The organism is Mesotoga sp. HF07.pep.5.2.highcov (assembly GCF_003666285.1).
GTDB classification, from domain to species: domain Bacteria; phylum Thermotogota; class Thermotogae; order Petrotogales; family Kosmotogaceae; genus Mesotoga; species Mesotoga prima.
Map to the genome: position 1 here is coordinate 1 of NZ_JFHJ01000408.1, position 633 is coordinate 633.

1 protein-coding gene is annotated in these 633 nt (G+C 49.0%); it reads left to right on the forward strand.

What is annotated here, in order from left to right; all coding sequences use genetic code 11:
* Positions 1–265: 265 nt before the first annotated feature.
* A complete protein-coding gene (locus tag BG32_RS16495) occupies positions 266–388 on the forward strand; it encodes a hypothetical protein (RefSeq protein WP_006485555.1) in 123 nt (40 codons plus the stop codon).
* Positions 389–633 lie beyond the last annotated feature (245 nt).

Here is a 633-nt window from a genome sequence, read left to right on the forward strand (position 1 = left end):
GTGCGCCCGGCATGATACACAACTATAGGGTGAAAGACCCGAATGCGGGGAGTCAAAGAAGCATTAGCCAGAGGCAAGGGTGTCACTGGTAACGGTGAATCTGAAGGAAGCCCGAGGCAAAGTCCGGAACTGAACGAAAGTGAACCAGGGATGGCCGTTACAGTAGGGTAACCCTGCCAGATAAGGGAAAGCCCTGACTCCAGCTGTAAAGGTTTGGATGGCAGGATTCGGATGAAAGTGGTGTATCTTACCCGGGGAAGTCCTCATGAGTCCGAAAGGGGTAACCGTTAGCAAGGAGGTGATCCAAGTTAACGGAAAGCTCAGGAGGATGGCAGATGAACCCGTAGTAGTGAAGAACCTCTCCGAAAGGGGAAGGGACCTTGGCTAAAAGCCAAGGGGGTGATGGGGAAGTCGAAAGGCTCCATCACTTGCGAAGGGGGGAAGGATCGAAGAAATGTGATCGGAAGACAGAGAAGAGATTCAGCTTAGACAGTTAAAGACAAGGTACACATTCCCGAAAGGGTAGAGAAGCCAGTAATAAACTGTCGAAACAAAATCTGAAACTACAACTGTTGGAAGAGAGCATACAGGAGAAAGAGATGAAGTATTACAGTCTAATCGACAAAGTCTATT

Bases quoted from the DNA above. Each gene is read 5' to 3' on its own strand.
- BG32_RS16495 (WP_006485555.1), top strand. From the start codon at position 266: ATGAGTCCGAAAGGGGTAACCGTTAGCAAGGAGGTGATCCAAGTTAAC.